Below are 17,351 nucleotides of genomic sequence, written 5' to 3'. Positions count from 1 at the left end.
CCCACGCCTGTGCCGGCCCGGATGACCGTCTCGGCGGCACCGGTCCGGATCGGGTTCTCGGAACGGCCGCCGCAGGCGGGATCTTCTGCGGCAGGACCCGCTTGGCCAGGACGAAGAGGTGCACCGTACCGCCGAGATAGGTGCCCATCCAAATCATCGACGTGAGGGTCCAGCGAGCATCCTCCTTCGGTATGTTCTCAAGGGCCCACGAGGCCGCGAACACCGCTCCCTCGACCGCGAGATACGCCGCCCGCGAAGATCCACAGTGTTGTGTTGCGGAGCCGGTAGGCGGCATATCCGATCATGGACGGGATCGGTAACCCGCCGCAGCAGCAGACCGGTATCAGCGCCCAGGCCAGGCTCTGACGCAAGCTCGTCTGGAGGGCGGCCCCATCGGGCCCGACAGTCATGAACCGCATGAGTGTAGGCATTCCGCGCCAGCATTCGCATTCGCGGGGAGCCGTCATCATGGCCGGGCGGTTTCCCCGTCACTGCCCCAGAGCAGCCTCCACAGACGGGCCGGCCCAGCCCGTTTCGGTCTTCCAGATGACCGAGACTTCGAAGAGCGTCTTGATGATGTCGACCGCCCACAGGTCCTGCGGCTCCTTCGGCAGGACGAGGAAGAGGCGGTCGATCTCCTTGTATTTGCCGCTAGCCCATTCGGCCTCCAGGAGCTTGGGCGCCACGGCACGGAGCTCGGCATAGGTGTCGACGTTCTGCGCTGAGATCACGTAGAACCCGAGCCCGCGCTCGTCCTCACAGATGATGTCGGCGTATTCGGTATCCAGCAGGGGCTCGCGTTCGTTGCCGTACAACTCGGCTGCGAGCATGTGCTTGAGACGGGCGTGTGCTGGTTGCTTCCGGCTGGCAGCCGCCTGCTCCTTGAGGAAGGCTCGAAACTCATCCCCGTCGGCGAACCGCTCATCCCGCGACGAAGGGACGGCGTCAGTCTTCTTGATCTCGGTCACAGGCACCTTGACAGGCCCGCCTAGTTCGGCAGGCAGAGAGGACGAATGGAGCACCGTCAGGGACTGCGTGCACCGGGTCAGAGCGACGTAAAGCTGCCGAAGCCCCGTCGAACCCTGTTCGGCGAACAGATGTGGTTCTACCACCACGACGTGGTCGAACTCCAGACCCTTCGCCATGTGCGCGGGCATGACGGCGATTCTCTGTCCCATTCCCGGCAACGCCGACTCCTGGGAAGCGGCGATCCGCTGGGCGAGTTCGTCATGGAACTCGTCCTGTGCCGGAGTCAGGACCGCGACGGAACGTGCCTGGTCGCCGTCCTTGATGGCCAGCCGCTGGGCCCTGGTGGCAGTCTCGGTGAGTATGCGCTGCCGGGAGACCGGGACCATCTCCAAAGTGCCCGGTGATGATGGTCGCACCGAGGTCGGGATCGCCGTGGAGGGCGAAATCTTTGTTCCCAGCATCGCGGCGAAGTTCATGACGTCGGTCGGCACTCGGTAGCCGATGCCGAGTTCGGCGATGTGCCAGCCTTCGGTGCCGGCCAAGATGTCGGCCAGGCGCTCCCAGACGTCGTACTGGCGGATCCCCGTGCTCTGCGCCAGGTCGCCGAGTACCGTCATCGAGCCGGAAGGGCACCAGCGGGCCAGCGACTTGGCCTGCATGGGGGTCAGGTCCTGGGCTTCGTCGATGACCAGGTGGTGATAGCGCCGTTCGTCATCCCCGGTCAGGAGCCATCGGAGCTCTCCCAGGCAGACGAGGTCCTCGGCCGACCACGGTTCGTCCGCGACTCGTTTCGCCTGGGGACGGACAAGCGCGGCCTGCTCGTCGAGGGTGAGCACGCCGAAGGCAGCGGCCGCGAGGCCGTCCTTGTCGGCGAGCAGTTGCCGATAGATCTGCTCGGCGCTGGACGACGGCCAGACGCGGTTGATGAGCGTGGAAACGGCCGCGACCTTCTCCAGTTGGGTACGGAGCCGGGCGTCGGTCTGCTTGACCCGAGTCGCCTCGGTGTACTGGGTCAGCAGCCAGTCGATGACAGTGTCGATGAAGCGGCGGCGGCGCACCTGGTAAGAACCCCTAGCCGCACGAGCCGCCGAGGCCAGCCGGACGAGCTCGACTTTGTCGATGTCCAGCCGCGCACCACGGAAGTTGAAGCCCTCTTCGGCGGCGAGGTCTTCTCGAATAAGGTTCTCGACCGCGTTGTGCAGCACCCTGGCCATCCGGTCGTCCGACTTGACCAGGCGGGTGGCGACCGGATCGGTTCCCCGGACGTCACCTGGCCAGAGCTCGGTGATGTCCACGGTCGCCACACCGCGGCTGCCCATCCGGGGCAGGACGTCCCGAACGTACTGCAGAAACGCCTTGTGAGGGCCGACGACGAGCACCTGGTCGGGGGTGAAGTGCTCATTGTCCAGCAACCAGGTGACGCGGTGCAGCCCGACCGCGGTCTTGCCGGTGCCCGGACCACCCTGGATGACGAGCACACCTTTTCGTTCGTCGGCGACCAACTGGAGCTGGTGGCGCTGGATCGTTTCGACGATGTCACGCATGACGCCGTCGCGAGCAAGATCGAGCTCGGCGAGAAGGAACAGGTCGGGCTCGTCGTCGATGACCGGAGCCGGAACAGTTTCCCCTTTGGCGTTGATCACCTGGATCTCGGTGTCGCTGTAGTCGAGAACCTTAGGGCCGTCGCAGCGGAGCTGACGCTGTCGTTGTACATCCGCAGGATCTTCAGGAGTGGCCAGGCGCCAGGCGGTCGCCGCCTTGGACGTCCACTTCACCAACGCCAGCTCGCCCTGGCGGTCTCGTACGGTGGCGCGACCGATGTACCAGGTGAGCCTGTCATCGGGGTCGTCGAGGAGGTCGATCCGGGCGATCACGAGGGGATGGCGGCCGAGATCCTCACGTCGTCCATACTCCTTCGGAAGATCCGGATGAGAGGACAATCCTGCGTCCGGACAATCCCCGAGGCTGCTCGAACGGAAGCTTTCGATGTCCTTTCGGTCCTGGACGATGCAGTCGTAGATGTGATCCACGGCTTGCTGTTCCTCAGCGATCACCGCATTCCGATCGACCGTGCTCATGTGACCTCCGGGGGAAGCGGTCGATGCCGGGCGTTGGGAGCGGTCCAACGACGGCATATCGAATCGATCTATCAGGTTTTGTGGCCTGCGTCACTAGGTGTGGCACTGGCAGCAGTCTGGACGTCTTTCGAGGAGCATAGCTGAGCGTGATGCCAGTACACAGGCTAATTTTGAGGTGTTGACGCAAACGTCGAACGGCTTCTATCGTCTGGTCCACAAACACCGTCCGCACCTGCAGGCCGGACGAACTGCGCGGACTCCCGGTCACTGGGAGACTGGCCCTGGCACCCCTCACGCGAACCGACCGACCCAGAGAGGCCACCACGTGGCGAAGTTGACGTTGCCGCAGCTTGAGCGGCACCTGTTCGGCGCGGCCGACATCCTCCGCGGCAAGATGGATGCCTCGGAGTTCAAGGAGTACATCTTCGGGATGCTCTTCCTGAAGCGGGCCTCCGACCAGTTCGATGTGGTCCGCAGCGAGGTCGTCGAGAAGCGGATGGCCGAGGGCAAGAGCCGCGAGGAAGCCGAGCAACTGGCTGAGGTGCGCGGCTTCTACCGCGGTGACAAGTTCTACGTGCCCCCGGTAGCCCGCTGGAGCCACATCAGAAACGACTCGCGCAAGAAGAATGTCGGCGACATGCTCAACAAGGCGCTCGGTGCCCTGGAGGAAGAGAACGTCGCTGCCCTCGAAGGCGTTCTAGAGCACATCGACTTCACCCGCAAGGTCGGCCAGTCCACGATCCCCGACAAGCGGCTGCAGAAGCTCGTCGACCACTTCTCCCGCGTACGGCTCCGCAACGAGGACTTCGAGTTCCCCGACCTGCTCGGCGCGGCCTACGAATACTTGATCGCCCAGTTCGCCGACTCCGCCGGTAAGAAGGGCGGCGAGTTCTACACGCCGCGTGGTGTCGTCCGCATGATGGTGCGCCTGGTCAAGCCCAGGCCGGGCATGGCCGTTTACGACCCGTGCGCTGGCTCGGGCGGCATGCTCATCCACGCCAAGGAGTACATCGACGAGCACGGCCTCGACTCGCGTGACCTGACCCTGGCCGGGCAGGAGTACAACGGCGGCACCTGGGCGGTGTCGAAGATGAACATGATCCTCCACGGCGTGCTCAACGCCCAGCTGGAGAATGACGACACCCTCGCCGAGCCCCGGCACCTCAAGGGCGGCGAGCTGATGCGCTTCGACCGGGTGCTCACCAATCCGCCCTTCTCCCTCAACTACTCCTCGGCCGACATGAAGCACAAAGAACGTTTCCAGTACGGCTACGCGCCCGAGACCGGGAAGAAGGCGGACCTCATGTTCGCCCAGCACGTCTTGGCGGTGCTGACCCCCGACGGCATCGGGGCCACCGTCATGCCCCACGGCGTGCTGTTCCGCGGCGGCAAGGAGAAGGACATCCGCGAGGGCATCATCAAGGACGACCGCCTGGAGGCGGTCATCGGCCTGGCCCCCAACCTCTTCTACGGCACCGGCATCCCCGCCTGCGTCCTCGTCCTGCGCGGCACTGACCCGCGCCCAGCCGAGCGGCGCGGCAAGGTGCTCTTCATCAACGCCGACCGCGAGTTCACCGCCGGCCGCGCCCAGAACTACCTCGACCCGCAGCACGCCGAGAAGATCGTCGCGGCGTACGAGGCATATGAGGACATCCCGGGGTTCGCGCGGGTCGTCGACGTCGAAGAGCTTCGCGGGAACGACTTCAACCTTAATATCCGCCGGTACGTCGACAACACCCCGCCGCCCGAGCCGCAGGACGTCCGTGCCCACCTGCACGGCGGCGTACCCAAGCCCGAGGTCGAGGCCAAGGCGGGGCTTTTCCGGGCGTTCGGCATCGACCCGGCGACGCTGTTCGCCGAGCGCGACTCTGACTACTTCGACTTCCTGCCCGAAGGCTGGCAGGTCACCGCCGCCCGCCTCCCCGCCCTCGCCGAGCCTGCCGTGGCTCGGCTGCGTGAAGCTTTCGACGAGTGGTGGAGCCGCCACAGCAAGCGCCTCGTCGAGCTGCCCAGCACGCGCAAGGTGATGGAGGTACGCGCAGACCTGCTCGACTCCTTCGTGACCGAGCTGCTGCCCCTGAACAAGCTCGACCGGTTCGAGCTGGCCGGCGTCGTGGCGGCCTGGTGGGGCGAGGCCCAGTACGACATCAAGACCCTCGGCCTCAACGGCTTCGAGGGCGTGGTGGAAGGCTGGCTCACCACCATCGAATCGGCCTTCGCCCTGGACGAGGAGGACGTCGAGTACTGGGACAAGCAGAAGGTCACCGCCGAGAAACGCAAGGCCCGCGACCACCGAGTCGTCCCCGCGCTGATCCCCGACTACCTGGCCGAACTCGAAGAGGCCGAGACCGCCTACGCCGAGCTGAACGCCCAGCTCAAGGCCGCCACCGCCAAGCCCTCGGAGGACGACGAGGAAGCCGACGAGCCCGCCGAGGACCAGCTCTCCGAGGCCGAGCTCAAAGCACTCAAGTCCCGTACGGCCGCCGCCAGGAAGAAGGTTGGCGCGCTGGAGGACCACTTCCTCCCCCGCCTCCGCATGGCCGCGGGCGCCCTGGACGACGCCGACCGCCGTGACCTCGTTCTCGACGTGCTCCGACTACAGCTCTCGTCCCGCTTGAATTCTCGAACGGCAGCTACCCGGCGGCTGTTTGAGGATGCATTCCGTATGTGGGCGGCCAAGTATGGCTTGACTCTCCGTGACCTGGAGGCCCAACGCGAGGCAACTGTTGCTCATCTCGACATATACCTGAAGGAGTTGGGCTATGCGTAATCTGCCCGATGGCTGGCGGCGCGTTGGTCTTGCCGAGATCACCAAGGAGCAGACGGAGAAGGTCGGCGGGCGTAAGAGCGTCACGGTGCTGTCATCAACCAAGCATCGTGGGCTTGTCCCATCTGACGAATATTTTAAAGGTCGCACCATCTACAGTAGCGATCTCGCGGGCTACAAAGCTGTCAGACGTGGCTGGTTTGCTTATGCAACCAACCACCTCGCGGAGGGTTCGATCGGGCTTCAAGAAGCTTTCGATATCGCTTGTATTAGCCCTATTTATACAGTGTTTTCATGCGTGGAAGGAGTATATCCGCCTTATTTGTTTCGGGTTCTGAAGTCTCCGGACCTTCTGGCCGCCTACCGTGTACATGAGCAGGCTTCGGTTGACCGCCGTGGCGCAGTTCGTTATCGAGATTTCGGAAAAATCCCGATTCATATACCTCCTGAGCATGAACAGCGGCGAATCGTAGAGGTCCTAGATGCTCTAGACATGCAGATCTCGACCATTGATCTGGTGCTCGATAAGCTCGGTTTTCGTCATCATGGGTTGAGTGAGGCCCAAATGAAATCAGCGGAAGCCAAGATGATGCCATTGAGTGCACATCTGGCTCGTCCGCCGAAGAATGGCTACTCTCCGAAGGAAGTAGACGAGTGGACCGGCCTTGTGGCATTGGGTCTAGGTTGCCTCACAACCCAAGGGTTCCAACCCCGGCAGCTTAAAAACGTGCCGGTGCTAGATGGGCGCAACGCCTCGGCGATGGTCAACGACGGCGACCTGTTGATGAGCAGGGCGAACACCAGGGAGCTTGTCGGACTCGCCGGCGTGTACCGAGATGTTGGCATGCCGTGCATTTATCCAGACCTCATGATGAAGCTCATTCCACTTCCGACGTGCCGCACGGAATATCTGGAGCTGCACCTCCGTAGCGACGACATCCGCCGACGAATTCAAGCGATTGCTCAGGGAACCTCTGAGAGCATGGGAAAGATCAGCGGATCGGAAGTTCAGCGCCTGCTTGTAGCGATTCCATCGCTCGCCGAACAGGACCGGATCCTGAAAGTCGTAAATACGAGCCAGGAGGGCATTGAGCTTCGTAAACGGGAGCGCGACAAGCTCGCACTTCTCAAACAAGGGCTCGCGGAAGACCTGCTGACCGGTCGGATGCGGGTCGAGACGGCGGAAGCCGTACTGGAAGGTCTGTAACTCAAGGGGGCGGCAGCGAGCCGTCCTGGTGTTTGGGTGATTGCCGGTGATGACATTGTTAGCGGAGTTAGCGAGAGGAGTCGGACGGTGACCGACTACGAATACCTGCTCGTCGAGAAGCCGCTTATAGAACAGCTCAAGGACATGGGCTGGGAACATCGGGCGGGAGCCGAGCACGGGGCGGTGATTCCGCTCAACCCGAGGATGTCGGACCGGGCCAGCTTCGACGAGACGATTCTCGAAGACAGGTTGCGTGACGCTATCGAGCGCATCAACGGCACCTGGCTGGACGAGCGCAAGGTGAGCCAGGCGGTCAACGCCATCACCCGGGTCCCCACGACGAACCTGCTGGAAGCCAACAAGCAGGTCACCGACCTGTTGATCAACGGAATTCCGATCGAAGATCCGGCGACCGGCAAATCCCGGACCGTGCATTACATCGACTGGAAGAACCATCCGCGCAACAACGAGTTTATCGCGATCAACCAGTTCCGGGTGGACATCCCGGGCACCGGCGGCCACAAGCAGATCGTCCCCGACATCGTGCTCTTCGTGAACGGCATCCCCCTGGTCGTCGTCGAGTGCAAGAAGACCACCGAGAGCAATCTGGACAAGGCCGTCACTCAGCTTCGCCGCTATCGCGACAGCCGTACCGGACTGTTCCGGCCGGTGCAGCTGACGGTCGCGACGAGCGGCGAGGACGCTAGGCTCGGCACGTTGACCGCCAAGCTCGAACACTACGTACCGTGGCGTGACCCGTACCCGATGACGAACAAGCAGCTCGCCGACGGGCTGGGCAAGGCGGAAGAGCAGCTGAGCAAGCAGGAGATCCTGGTCGCCGGCGTGCTGAAGCCGGACAACCTGCTGAACATCGTCCACAACTTCGTCACGTTCATGACCACCGACGAGGGCGTCACCATCAAGGTCGCCCCCCGGTACCAGCAGTTCCGGGCGGTCGAGCGCGCGGTCGAGCGGCTGGTGACCGGCAAGCCGGGGCAGCGTGGTGGCATCATCTGGCACACCCAGGGGTCGGGCAAGAGCCTGACCATGACCTTCCTGGTACGCCGGCTGAGGTCGCTGGACGGGCTGGCGCACTACAAGGTCGTGGTGGTCACCGACCGCACTCAGTTGCAGGACCAGCTCACCGAGACGATGGCGCTGAGCAACGAGAAGGTGGACGTCGCCAAGAGCACAGCACGGGCTAAGACCTTGCTCGGACGCAAGGGCCCCGGGCTGGTCTTCGTGATGATCCAGAAGAACCAGGGCGGTCAGCTCAAGGACCGCATGGAACTGGGTGAGATCAACACCGACGAGTCGATCGTCGTACTGATCGACGAGGTGCACCGCTCGCACACCGCCGCACTTGGCGCCAACCTCCGCCAGGCCATGGCGAACGCCGCCCGGATCGGCTTCACCGGCACTCCGATCATGAAGAAGCGGGGACAGCGGAAGACCAGCGTGGAGCTGTTCGGGCCGTTCATCGACACCTACCGCCTCCGCGAAGCCGAGGAGGACGGCGTGATCGTGCCGATCCTCTACGAGGGCATCAAGGTCAAGGGCGCGCTCCAGAACGGCCAGGACATGGACGAGCTCTTCGAGGAGGAGTTCGAGGAGCTGACCGACGAGGAACGCCTGCAGCTGCAGGCCCGCTGGGCCACCAAGGGCAACGTGTCGGCGGCGCGGAAGCTGGTCGACGTCAAGGCCAAGCACATGCTCCGGCACTACGTGGACAAGGTGCTGCCCGAGGGCTTCAAGGCGCAGGTGGTCGCCTACGACCGGGAGACGACCGTACGGTATCGGGAAGCGCTCATGGAGGCCCGCGATGAGCTGGTCCGCGACATCGAGAAGCTCCCGCCGCACCTGCTCACCCGGACCATCGAGGAGCTGAAGCCACGCCAGGCACAGCTCGTGAAGGCCCACAAGCAGCTCGACCTGTTGAAGCGGATGGACTTCGTGCCGGTGATTTCCAAGGGAGACACCGAACACGAGGACCGCTACGCCGAGTGGACCGACGAGGCCAAGCAGAAGACCCGCATCGAGGGCTTCACCCGGCCCTTCGGGGAGAACGACATCGCCTTCGTCATCGTGAAGTCGATGCTGCTCACGGGGTTCGACGCGCCGATCGAGCAGGTGATGTACCTCGACCGGAGGCTGGAGATGCACGACCTGCTCCAGGCCGTGGCGCGGGTGAACCGTACGGCCGGGAACAAGCCCTTTGGGTACGTCGTGGACTACCGCGGCGTGGCCCAGAACCTGGTAGAGGCGCTGCGTATCTACGCCGACGAGGAATTCGAGACGGACGAGAGCCACGACGTCTCGGGCGCACTGCGCGACCTGAAGACGGAGATCGGGAAGCTGGAGCCGCGCCGGCAGCGGCTCCGGATGATGTTCCGCGACTACACCGACCTCGAAGGCTGTGTGCAGGAGCTAGCGGATCCACAATTGCGCGACCGGTTCGGCGTCGAGCTGGCCCGCTTCTCCCGGACAGTGAACACCGTCCTGCCCGACCCGGCGGCTACCCCGTACCTGGCCGACGCCAAGCACTTCGCGGTCATCAGGCTCACCGCGAACCGGCGATACCGGGTCGACGGCGGCGAGTTCGACCCCGGCGCGTACGGACAGAAGATCAAGCTGCTCATCGACGAGCACATCACCTCGCTCGGCATCGAGCAGCAGCTGCCGCCCATCGCACTGACCGCGACGAACTTCGCCGAAAAGGTAGAGGCGATGACCGGCGGCTCACGGGCCAAGGCGTCGGAGATGGAGAACGCTATCCGGCATCACATCACCGTCAACGCCGGCCAGGACCCGGCCCGCTACCAACTGCTGAGCGAGCGACTGGAACAGATCCTGACCGAGCTCAAGGACGACTGGGACGCCCAGCTGCTGGCGTTCAAGGACCTGATGGCCGACGTGGTGGAGGACCGGCGGGACAACCCCCACGAGTTCAGCCCCGCCGAATTCGCTCTCTACGGCGTCCTGCTTCAGGAGCTGGCCACCTCCGACGCGGACCTGGAAGACCAACGGTTCGTCAAGGCCACCCGCGACATCATCCGGTTGGCTGGCCGGACCATCCACCGGCACGGCTTCTGGGACAAGCGTCCCGACGTCGCCGACTTTCGCGACGAGATCTTCGAGATCCTTGTGACCGCTGACCTCGGCGATGTCCATCAGTTGGAGAAGGTGGCGGACAAGGCCCGAGATGCCGTCAAGAACAACCACGCGACGATCCCCAAAGCCTGACCCTGGCATGCTGGTGACCGTGAGTGAAATACCGGGAGTCCTGCGAGTCGGCGACCTGGAGGTCGCCGTCTCGGTGAGCGATCGGCGCAAGAGCGTGCGCCTGACCGTCGAGCGGGACGCCTCGATTACCGCGGTCGTCCCACGCCAGCTGTCGAAGTCCGAACTGACCAAGGTGGTGGAGGCCAAGAGACCCTGGCTGTACGGCAAGCTTGCACAGAAGCGAGATCTGGGTGACGCCCCACCTGCGAAAGAGTTCGTCATAGGCGAGGGATTTCGTTATCTGGGCCGTTCCTACCGCCTGCGACTGGTGGACGTGGGTGAGGTGCGGCTCGTTCGAGGTCGTCTGGAACTGCCCAGAGGAGGCAGTGCCAAGGAACTTGTCGGCTGGTATCGCCGGGTCGGCCACCCCTGGTTGTCCAAGCGAATACGTCCTTGGGCAACCCGGCTCGGTGTTGAGGTGAACGGATTGCGCGTCCGGCCGCTCGGTTACCGATGGGGATCGTGTTCGCGGGACGGGCAGGTCAACATCCACTGGGCCACCATGCAACTACCGCCCAGCCTGATCGACTACGTGCTCGTCCACGAGCTAGCGCATATTCGAAGGGCCGATCACGGGGCCGAGTTCTGGAGCGCCGTAGAGCGGGCGCTGCCAGGACATGAAGATTATCGCGAGCGTCTCCGCCATGCCGGGCATGAGCTTTGGTTGCCGGAGGAGGGGCTCTGATGCAAGACGACGTCCTGGTCAACGCCGTTGACATCGCGCGGATGGCCGATGTCGGCCGGGCCGCGGTGAGTAATTGGCGCAAGCGGTTCGATGACTTTCCCCAGCCTGTGGGTGGCACCGCCTCAAGTCCTGCCTTCTCGCTGAGCGAAGTGGAACAGTGGCTCCGCGACCACGGCCGATATGTCGAGGTGTCACCCCTGGAGCGGCTCTGGCAGCGGCTGCGCAGCAGCACTGACGATCTACGGCTAGGTGAGGTAGTGGCCGAGGTCGGCGCGGCATTGCTGGGGGAGAGTGCCAACCTTGACGACGCCCTGATCAGAGAGGTTCAGGAGATCGGGCGAGCGGAGGGCACGATCGCCGCGTTCGACGGGATCTGCGAGCGCTATGTCGATCTCCATTCCCGGCGCCTGCTGGCCACTCCACCAGCGGTGGCAAGGCTGATGACCACCATCGGTGGCACGGAGGGGGGCACGGTACTCGATCCGGCCTGCGGAATTGGCACCCTATTGCTGGAAAGCCATGGCAGCCGGGTATCGGGCCAGGAACTGAGCGAGAACGCCGCACGTTTGACCAGCGTCCGGCTACGCCTTCATGGTTATGAGGCGCAGATCGAAGCCGGTGACTCGCTGCGTGGCGACGCCTTCGCAGGCACTCAGTTCGACGCTGTGGTCTGCAACCCGCCGTTCAACGAGCGCGGCTGGGGCTACGATGAGCTGACCAGCGATCCACGTTGGGAATTCGGCCTGCCGCCGCGCGGTGAGTCCGAACTCGCCTGGGTGCAACACTGCCTGGCGCATGTGAGGCCGGGCGGGCTCGTTGTGATCATGATGCCGAGTGTGGCTGCCAATCGCCGTCCCGGCCGGCGAATCCGAGGAAATCTGCTGAGGGCCGGAACATTGCGAGCCATCATCAGCCTCTTTCCCGGCGCTGCTCCCGCCTCCAGCGGGCCGCCCGACCTGTGGGTGTTCCGCAAACCTGCCGAGGGAGAGGAACCGCCGTCGGACGTGTTGATGGTCGACGCGGGCGAGGACCTAACCCTGGCCGAGGCGGCATGGCGGGCCTACTACGAGAACGGAGAGCTGCCGGAGAACAGCCGGGTGGTGCGGATCATCGACCTTCTCGACGAAGAGGTCGATCTGACGACGAGCCATCGAGTAGTGACGCAGGAACCCACCTCCGGGTACCTCGCGATGAGTGATCGTTTGTCAGCAGTGGTGAAGCAACTCAGGCTTCCTCGGATCGCGGCAGAACCTCGCCGAGATCTTGCCATGACCAACCTCGGCGAGCTGGCCCGGGCTGGAGTCGTCACCATCATGCAAGGTCCGCTCAGACTCCCGAAAGACGGTGACCTTCCCGTACTCACGGCGAAGGACCTCCTGCTCAACCGAGAACCCACTGGCCGCACCCACGATGCTCCAGGACTTGTCCGTATTGAGGAGGGCGATGTGATCGCCTCCCTGCTCCTTTCCAGCGGCGCATTGCCCCGGGTGATGACCGAAGCAGGCGCCGTACTCGGATCGCAGCTGCTACTTTTCCGAATGGATCCGGAGCGTCTCGACCCCTATTTTCTGGCTGGTTGTCTACGTGCCGAGGGCGCCACGGGGAGCCGTCATGGCTCGGCTGTCAGGAGAGACCCACGGCGGGCGTCACTTCTCAGGCTGTCGATCGAGGAACAACGCCGGTACGGAAAGTCGTTCGCTCAGCTTCTCGCGCTTGAGGACACGGCCAGAGCGTTGCGGGAGATCAGCGATAATCTTGTCCTTGCCGGGATTGACGGGCTTCTCGACGGGAGTCTGATCCCGGAGTGACCCCCGGGAGGCATGGTGTCCCACTTTCTCGGTCGTTATCGGCTTGACCAGTATCGACTCGGTCGTGGCGGGATGGGCGAGGTGTGGGGAGCCGACGACATCGTGCTCGCCCGGCGAGTGGCGATCAAGTTCGTCCTTCTGCCGGACGCGGAGCTGCATCAGAGGTTCGCCCGGGAAGCCAAGGCGCTTTCCAGCTTGGCTCACCCGGGCGTTCCCGCGCTGTACGACTTCGGGACGGATAACGGCAGCCACTACATGATCATGCAATTCATCGAAGGTAACGGCCTGCACGACGTCATTGCCGAACATGCGCCGCTCTCCATCGGCTGGGTGGCGTCCATCGGCGCCCAGATCGCGACCGTCCTCGAGGCCGCTCATGAGCAAGACATCCTGCACCGGGATCTGAAACCGTCCAATCTCATGCTCTGCCGAGACGGCTCGATCCGGGTTCTGGACTTCGGCTTGGCGTTCATGCATGACGCGGACATGACCACGCTCACCCAGACCGGGCAGCAGCTCGGTACTGCCGCATACATGTCTCCCGAGCAGGTCGAAGGCAAGCGGGGCACCGTGCATGCCGACATCTATGCCTTGGGGTGCGTACTCTACGAAGCGGCCACCGGCCATCCGCTGTTCACCGGTCCCAATGATCACAGCGTGAAGACGCAGCACATCACCACGTCCCCGATGCCGGCCGGACGGCACCGGCCAGACATCCCACGTGGGCTGGATGAGCTGCTCATGGCGATGGTGGAGAAGGACCCGGCCGACAGGCCAGCCAGCGTTCGCGAGGTGTACGAGCGGCTCACGCCGTACCTTTCCGGAACCGAACCGCTGGGTGACATGACGGATCACCTCGCGAGTCCCTTGCTCCTGTACGCCCGTGCGCTGAGCCGAACCACCATCACAGGCCCGTCGATGTCAGCGACGAAATCGGGGGAAGTCCGGGATGATTTCAGTCAGGGAGGTGCACGGCGTGCTCGCCGCGAAGCGCAGACGCTGATTCGGGAGTCCCGGTACAGCGAAGCGACGTCGATGCTGGAGGATGCCCTCGCCCGTACGCCCGACGCGCCTGGACTGCGGGAACAGTTGGCCGAGGCATATATGGCGGCAGGTGATTACTATCGAGCTGCCCAGGGATATCGCGAGCTGGCGGCATCCAGCGAGCCAGGCCAGGCCTTCCACTACCGGCTCCAGGAGGCCACCTGCCACGCTCACCTCGGGGACACTGATCTGGCACTGCATCTCATGACGGCGCTGGTGGCCGACGTCCCAGCGGAGGATGACCCGCAAGCGCTAGAACTCCGACGCCAGATCGGCGAGCTGGAGCTAAGCGCGCGCTTCTTGGATCGGGCACGACGCACCCTCGCGGCGCTGCTATCCGATCTTGAGCGCATCTATGGCGCTGATCATGCTGCGACAGAGCGCGTTCGGGAACTCCTCACTTCGACGTGATCAGGTCGGACCCGTGACTACGCCATCCGGGTTTGCCGACCTGACCTGCCAGCCTCGCCAGACTTCTTGCCGACTGCGAACGCCGGAGTGAGGGCCAGTCCGGGGTCTGGCTGGCGGGGAACGTCTCGATGCCCCTCGTTAGGAGGACATCGGTGGTGGGATTCGTAGTGAGCCGCGAAAAATTTGGCGACCGGCTCATAGAAGCTCGCGGAGTGCCACTTCGCCCTTGTCCACGGCCGCGGTGAGAGCCTGCATGTGGACAGATGAGAGTCTCCCGGCACCGAGCCCTGACGCGAGTAGAAGCTCGTCGAGACTCTGTCGTTGCCCACCGGTCAGACGTGAACGCACCAAGCGATGGTTCAGGACATCGCGAGCGGCGTAGGCGTCGAGGGCGGCCACGTCGACGATGGCCTCCTGCAGAACGAGAATGTACGGGCTGGTTCGGTCATAGGCCAGGTCGAGCGCGGTCAGACCGGCTCGGGTCTGGAACGCGGCGGTAGCGGGGTCAGTCGGCGTCATCAGCACGAGTGCCTCTTGCAGCGCAAGCTCCAGCTCAGGCTGTGGCACCGGTGACGTTACTGGCCAGCAGTAGATGCGCAGGAGAGCCGCGATGGCGTTCTCCCACGGTTCTGCGGGAGCGGTGGACTCGATTGTTGCGCGAGCCTCCCGGTCGAGGCCGCGTTCCATCAGGGACATGATCAGGATTTGGCGGCCGTCGAGGAGACGATTGCCGACGCCGCGGTGCGCGGCCATGGTTTCGGCGGCTTCGGTCCAGCGGCCGACCCTCGCCAGGGCCCTGGCGCCGTCGATAAGCACGGCGACCCACAGCTCCTCGCAACCTTCCGGTGGTCCGCCTCTGTGCCGATCAACACCGAGAGATCGACGTTGTGGTTGCGGATTTCGGCTGTACCGCGCCGCTGGGCAGCGTGGTACAGCCGCCTGAGCAGGTCGTAGGCGCCTGCGCCGTCGCCTTCGCGGATCAGCTGCCGGGCAATGTTCACCAGCGGCATGAGTGCCATCACGGCGATGTCCCCTGTGAGGTTGCCGGCTTCGGCGAAGATCTGGTGCTGCCTCCAGCACAACTGCACGGCCAAGTCGGGCATCCCGACGTCGGAGGCGATCAGCGCGGCGTAGTTGAGGACCCCGCTGGCGCGGGCCACCAGATCGCGGTGGCTCGCACCAGCGGGCGCGGCGGTCAACTCGGTCAGTTGGGTGATGCGTTCGGCCAGGGGGAGTCCAGGCGCCTTGGGTCGGCGGACCAATGGGATACGGTCGGCTATCGCGGGGATCATCGGCTCAGCTCGTACGCGGCCAGTCGACAACGAGGCGGCTGTAGGTCTTGTCGATGACGAAGCGTGAATCGGCGGCCGCCAGCTGGTCGCGGGCCTCGCCTACAGCCATGCGGAAGCTGGGCTCCGGGGCGTTGTTGCTCCAGCCGCGGTCCCACTCACCGATCTCGGTGGAGACTTGGTCGGCGAGCTCGGTGGCGTGCGGGCCGTGGCCGATGACGCCGATCTCCCAGAACCTGCCCTGCTCGTCCTCGCCTTCGCGCACGGTCAGGTAGGCCAGGGTGTCACCGTCGAGCGCGGCCATGGAACCCCAGCCGAAGTGCGGGGTGAATCCGGGGCGGGACCCGGGCATGCGAGATAGACCGTTCGGAAGCACGCACGCCAGGTACAGGTACAACCACTGCCAGGGGTCGCCCTGGCGGAACTTAACGCCCGAGTAGACCTTGACCTGCGGCTGGTCCAGAGCGGTATGGAGAGCGTCGCGGTCAACATCCTGCTCGCTGAAGGTCTCCAGGCGGACGTTGCCCTCACCGGCCATGGGCACGAGGATGTAGATTCGTCGCAGATCCCCTTGCGCAGGGGTACGAACGTCGCCATCTCGCACGAGACGGTCTTCCAGGTTTGGCCATCGCGTTCGAAGGCGAAGGATCGCGAGATGCTGCCGCGGATTCGCATCGGGATGACCAGACGTCCGTCGAGGGCGAGTTGGTCAAGGACCCGCTCGGGGATGTCGCCGGTTCCGACGGTGAACTGGATCCGGTCGAAGGGGGCGTGTTCGGGGAGCCCTGCGGCGCCGTCACCCAGCACCACAGACACGTTCGAGGTGCCGGTCTGCGCCAGGTTCTTCGCGGCGTGGTCGACGAGATCTTGGTCGACGTCCACGGTCCACACGTGGCCGCCGGGGGCAACGAGTTCTCCGAGCAGGCGTGCGTTGTAGCCGGTGGCGGCCCCGGCTTCCAGGACCTTGTGGCCGGGCCTGGCACCCAGCTGCTCCAGCTGGGTGGCGACGATCGAAGGTGCGGAGATGCAGGAGATCATTTCGCCTGTCTCGTCGTGCTTGATGGGCACGGCGTCGTCGACGTACGCGGTCTGAGGGTCGACACTGAGGAGGAACCGGTCGCGTTCGGTGTTCCGGAAGGCGGCGATGGTTTCGGGCGTGCGCAGGTGGCCACCGTCGATGAGATAGGTCACGAGTGCTTCGCGCAGGTCGGCGGAGTCGGTGGCAGGGGTCAAGGTGGTCTCCATTCGAGTGACGTTGAATACCGGGGACGTGGACGGGCGGGTAGACAGGTGGGCGTTCTCCCTGCTGGCGAAGGCGACTTGGAACCCCAGCCATGCGGTTGCGGCCTGCTCGTCGGCGGATACTCCTGCGCGGTTGAAGGCGAAGATCGCGTGGTGGGCTAGAACAGCGCGCAGGCCGCGTGTCAGCCGCCCATCGGTAGCCAGTTGCCTCAGCTGGCGTCCGGCCTCGTGGAATGCGGCGACGCGCTCGGTCCAGCCGGGCTCGGCGTCCTGTCGTTGGGCGGCGTCGGCGTTCATCAGGCGCCGCATCGCCGTAACGGCACCATCACGCGCGACGCCGGTGGGCGGGCTGACGGGTGGCCGTAGGAGGCCGAGCTTCGCCCAGACGTCGCCGATCTCGAACGGGTCGAGGCCGGCGGCCCGGTTCATGGTCGAGATCAGCTGATGGCGCTTCGAAGATCTGACCAGACCTGCTCTGTGAAATTTGCCAGGTGAGCGACTCGCCGAGAGAGATCGTTCTTGTCTCGGTGGGGCTCCCTCGACGCTTCGGGTGATCACGTTTCGAAGCG

General features: G+C 64.4%; 11 protein-coding genes. 6 read left to right on the top strand and 5 right to left on the bottom strand.

The annotated features are described in order from the left end of the window. Positions 1-488 precede the first annotated feature (488 nt). Entirely contained in the window at positions 489-3,047 is a 2,559-nt protein-coding gene (locus tag E1267_RS26885) for a HelD family protein (protein ID WP_165959804.1), read from the bottom strand. Positions 3,048-3,372: 325 nt separating this feature from the next. Here E1267_RS26885 and E1267_RS26880 point away from each other — a divergent pair, with 325 nt between their 5' ends. The 6 genes from E1267_RS26880 (at position 3,373) to E1267_RS26855 (ending at position 14,251) form a co-directional block, all read left to right on the top strand. Further along, a complete protein-coding gene (locus tag E1267_RS26880; RefSeq protein WP_132336203.1) occupies positions 3,373-5,817 on the top strand; it encodes a type I restriction-modification system subunit M in 2,445 nt (814 codons plus the stop codon). Beyond that, the gene (locus E1267_RS26875; RefSeq protein ID WP_132336201.1) at positions 5,810-7,021 is read left to right on the top strand and encodes a restriction endonuclease subunit S; all 1,212 of its coding nucleotides are present in this window, start codon (positions 5,810-5,812) and stop codon (positions 7,019-7,021) included. Before E1267_RS26880 ends, E1267_RS26875 begins: the two co-directional genes overlap by 8 nt. A gap of 87 nt (positions 7,022-7,108) precedes the next feature. Then, positions 7,109-10,264: a type I restriction endonuclease subunit R gene (locus E1267_RS26870; protein ID WP_132336199.1), complete on the top strand. Its 3,156-nt coding sequence runs from the start codon at positions 7,109-7,111 to the stop codon at positions 10,262-10,264. Between the two features lie 7 nt (positions 10,265-10,271). Beyond that, on the top strand, positions 10,272-10,988 hold the full coding sequence (locus E1267_RS26865) for a M48 family metallopeptidase (protein ID WP_132336197.1): 717 nt from the start codon (positions 10,272-10,274) through the stop codon (positions 10,986-10,988). Next, on the top strand, positions 10,988-12,796 hold the full coding sequence (locus E1267_RS26860) for an N-6 DNA methylase (RefSeq protein ID WP_132336196.1): 1,809 nt from the start codon (positions 10,988-10,990) through the stop codon (positions 12,794-12,796). Before E1267_RS26865 ends, E1267_RS26860 begins: the two co-directional genes overlap by 1 nt. Positions 12,797-12,808: 12 nt before the next feature. Then, positions 12,809-14,251 carry a serine/threonine-protein kinase gene (locus tag E1267_RS26855; RefSeq protein ID WP_132336194.1) on the top strand — a complete coding sequence of 481 codons (1,443 nt, stop codon included), beginning with the start codon at positions 12,809-12,811 and terminating at the stop codon, positions 14,249-14,251. A gap of 195 nt (positions 14,252-14,446) precedes the next feature. Here the strand turns inward: E1267_RS26855 and E1267_RS45810 are convergent, their stop codons facing one another. From E1267_RS45810 to E1267_RS26845, 4 genes are read right to left on the bottom strand one after another with little or no spacing between them, the layout of a single operon-like run. Continuing rightward, the gene (locus E1267_RS45810) at positions 14,447-15,067 is read right to left on the bottom strand and encodes a hypothetical protein (RefSeq protein WP_220449697.1); all 621 of its coding nucleotides are present in this window, start codon (positions 15,065-15,067) and stop codon (positions 14,447-14,449) included. Beyond that, on the bottom strand, positions 14,950-15,543 hold the full coding sequence (locus tag E1267_RS45805) for a hypothetical protein (RefSeq protein WP_220449696.1): 594 nt from the start codon (positions 15,541-15,543) through the stop codon (positions 14,950-14,952). Before E1267_RS45805 ends, E1267_RS45810 begins: the two co-directional genes overlap by 118 nt. Before the next feature lie 4 nt (positions 15,544-15,547). After that, on the bottom strand, positions 15,548-15,844 hold the full coding sequence (locus E1267_RS46635) for a class I SAM-dependent methyltransferase (RefSeq protein ID WP_246064285.1): 297 nt from the start codon (positions 15,842-15,844) through the stop codon (positions 15,548-15,550). Then, positions 15,808-17,211, bottom strand: coding sequence for a methyltransferase domain-containing protein (locus E1267_RS26845; protein ID WP_246064284.1), 1,404 nt, complete (start codon positions 17,209-17,211; stop codon positions 15,808-15,810). The genes E1267_RS46635 and E1267_RS26845 overlap by 37 nt, the downstream gene beginning before the upstream one ends. Positions 17,212-17,351: the final 140 nt, after the last annotated feature.

The organism is Nonomuraea longispora (genome assembly GCF_004348345.1).
In the GTDB taxonomy this organism is placed as follows: domain Bacteria; phylum Actinomycetota; class Actinomycetes; order Streptosporangiales; family Streptosporangiaceae; genus Nonomuraea; species Nonomuraea longispora.
Note: the sequence above shows the minus strand (reverse complement) of the source record. Positions and strands in the feature narration are given on the sequence as shown.